The organism is Actinoallomurus acaciae, assembly GCF_042429965.1.
Classification (GTDB): Bacteria; Actinomycetota; Actinomycetes; order Streptosporangiales; family Streptosporangiaceae; genus Actinoallomurus; species Actinoallomurus acaciae.
Genome location: NZ_JBHLZP010000775.1, coordinates 1 through 2,896, shown reverse-complemented (window position 1 = coordinate 2,896; position 2,896 = coordinate 1). Strand labels below are relative to the sequence as shown.

Genomic DNA, 2,896 nt, shown 5'->3' with positions numbered 1-2,896 from the left:
GGCGATCCGGACCTGCGGCGGGCGATGGGCGCCGCCGGCCGGCGCGCCGCCGCACGGCTGAGCATGGACGAGTGCGCGGCGCGCCACGAAGCGGTGTACCGGACACTGCTGCGGTGAGGGCACCGGCGCGTCAGGTCGCGCACACCGTCGCGCTCCGCGCCGTCACCCTGGTCCTCGGCGCGGTCAGCGGCATCGTGATCGCCCGCGCCCTCCAGCCGTCGGGGCGCGGCGCCTACTACGTCATCGCCACGATCGCCTCGATCACGATCTCCGCCGGTCACCTGTCCGTCGAGCAGGCGCAGGTGTGGCTCTGGTCGCGCGGCGCCGACCGGCGCTCCCTGACCGCGAACGCCCTCGTCCTCGGGCTCGCCGTGGGCGTGGTCGCGCCGGTCGTCGGGGGGACGACCGTGGGCGTCCTCGGCCCGCGGGTGCTCCCGATCACCGGGTACGGCACGCTCGCGATGGCGCTCCTGGCGATCCCGGGCGCGATGGCCGTGGTCTACCTGAACAACATCCTCGTCCTGCGGGGCCGGGTGCCGGTCGTCAACGCCGCGGCGCTGCTCGGCGGCGCGTTCCAGTGCGGGACGCTGCTGGTCATCGCGAGTGTGGCGCGGATGTCGCCGGCGCAGGTGATCCTCTTGTGGGCGGTGTCGGTGACGGCGCCGCTCGCCGTGCTCGTGCCGGTGGCGCGCCCGCGCCCGCGGCACTGGGACCGGTCGCTGGCGCGGCAGGCCGTCGACCGCGGGCTGCGGTACCACCTCGGGCTCGCCTCGCTGTTCCTGCTGTTCCGCTCCGACATCCTGATCCTGGACGCGATGACCACGACCGCGGCGGTGGGCCTGTACTCCCTCGCGGTCAGCCTCGCGGAGCTGACGCGGCTGGTCACGGACGCCATCGCGCAGATCGCGCTGCCCCGCCAGCTCGGCACCGACGACGAGGGGGCCGCCACGGCGACAGTGGCCGTCACGCGCCTCAGCACGATCGTCGCGGCCGCCTCGGTCGTCCTGATGTGCCTGGCCGCGCCGCCGCTGATCCCGCTCGTGTACGGCACGGCGTTCGCGGGCAGCGTGCCGTCGCTGATCGCGCTGGCCCCCGGGCTGCTGGCGCTCGGCGCGACCCGGCCGATCGGGGCGTACCTGCTGCGCCTGGACCGCCCGATGCTCGCCTCGTCCATGTCGGTGGCGGCGCTGCTGGTCAACGTGGTGCTGAACCTCGCGCTCGTGCCGTTCTTCGGCATCGTCGGCAGCGCGGTCGCCTCCAGCATCGCCTACGCGACGCTGGCCGGCCTGCAGGCCGCGTGGTTCGTGCGCGCCAGCGGCGTATCACCCCGCGACCTGCTGCCCGGCCCCGCCGAGATGGCGTACGCGCGGAGCCGGGTGGCCGGTCTCTCAGCCGCGCGCCGGGGCGCCTGACACGCGCTCGAAGACGTACTCGTTGCAGCCGATACCACCGGCGCAGGTCTTCAGGTGACGCAGCTCGAAGCCGCGCTCGCGCATGAAGGCGAACACCTGCTCCGGCTTGGCCACCTCGAACGGGTAGCCGCCGACCCAGTCGACCAGGTCGTGTCGCGCCGACATGCCGCGTGCGCGCGGCGGGCGCATGAGCGTCGCGTCGCCGCCCCGGACCATCCGGAGCGCGGTCCGCAGCGGCTTCCCGCGGTACAGATAGGCGGCGCTGCCCAGAACGAGCAGCCGCCGCGCCAGCGCGCCCGACCTGTTGTACTGCCGCTTGACCCGCCGCCACATACGGCTTTCCATCCCCTGGTCGTTGTAGATGGAGATGAACAGCAGGCCGTCCGGCGCGACGAGGCGTGCGGCGTTGTCCATGGCGCGCCACAGCTCGCCGGTGTGGTGCAGCACCCCCCACGAGTAGACGATGTCGAACCGGCCGAGCCCGGCGACGCCCTCCTCGTCCAGAATCGATCCCGTCGAGATCTTCCAGTCCGCGTCCGGCGCGAACCGGTCGCGCAGCACGACGGTCGCCGCGACGGACTCGGGGTCGTAGTCGAAGGAACGGACGCGCGCGCCCATGCGGTGCGCGGCGAGGGAGAACAGGCCGCTGCCGCACCCCGCGTCGAGGAAGGTCCGGCCGGTCAGGTCGGTGGTGCCGAGCGGACCGGCGAGCGAATCGACGGCGGCCTTGATCCTCCTCTCGTCGACGAGCTCGACGAAGGCACGCCAGTTGCCGCCGAAGGCGAACCGGTCGCCGTCCAGAACCTCTTGCCGGGCATCGATCATGTGTGCGCTCCTTGTGCCAGGGTGGTGGGCTGCTCCCGCGCGGAAGAAGCGGCGAGCAGACAGCCCAGGGCCAGCCAGAACGGCATGCTGACCACGAGGTTCGCCAATGTGTTGGCGAAGAGCATGCCGACCGCGTAGGCGGCGACCATCGCCCGCTGTACCGCCGCCTCGCCGGACGCCGGACTTTTCATTCCAAGCCAGATCAGTACGAGAAAGACCATGAGTGCCGGAATTCCGGTCTCGGCCGCCAATCGCAGGTAGTCGTTGTGGGTGGCGATGTAAATACCGAGGCGGGGGGAGTTTTCGGCATAGGAGGGAAAGATGCCGTAGCCGATTCCGCGCAGCGGATGCTCGGCCGCGACCCGCACGGCGTACCACGCGACGTGCTCGCGGACGGAGGAGTTCTGGCTCAGCTCCGTGGCCGGCCGGTGGCCGATCGCCACGTGCTCGACGGTGTCGACCGCGGCGGGGAAGACCGTGCCGAGGGCGACGGCGACGGCGACGATCGCCACCTGGATCCCGCGCCGCCGGCCCTGGAGGAGAACGACGGCCACCCCGGCCGCCGCCGAGACGAACGCGCCCCGCGACTGGGTCGCCGCCATCGCGGCCACGCAGACCCCGGCCGGCACCAGCCATCCGGGCCGCCGATGACGGAGCGC

Annotated in this window: 3 protein-coding genes; 1 reads left to right on the top strand and 2 read right to left on the bottom strand. The window is 72.7% G+C overall.

Annotation, left to right across the window (positions count from 1 at the left end):
- The first annotated feature begins 113 nt into the window (after positions 1-113).
- The gene (locus tag ACFFNX_RS46770; RefSeq protein WP_378212830.1) at positions 114-1,412 is read left to right on the top strand and encodes a lipopolysaccharide biosynthesis protein; all 1,299 of its coding nucleotides are present in this window, start codon (positions 114-116) and stop codon (positions 1,410-1,412) included.
- Here ACFFNX_RS46770 and ACFFNX_RS46765 read toward each other — a convergent pair.
- Both ACFFNX_RS46765 and ACFFNX_RS46760 read right to left on the bottom strand, forming a co-directional pair.
- Entirely contained in the window at positions 1,389-2,237 is an 849-nt protein-coding gene (locus ACFFNX_RS46765; RefSeq protein WP_378212828.1) for a class I SAM-dependent methyltransferase, read from the bottom strand. The two genes, ACFFNX_RS46770 and ACFFNX_RS46765, sit on opposite strands and share 24 nt — an antisense overlap.
- Positions 2,234-2,896, bottom strand: a 663-nt coding sequence (locus tag ACFFNX_RS46760; protein ID WP_378212827.1) for an O-antigen ligase family protein, incomplete at its 5' end; no start/stop codon positions are given. The genes ACFFNX_RS46760 and ACFFNX_RS46765, both read right to left, overlap by 4 nt.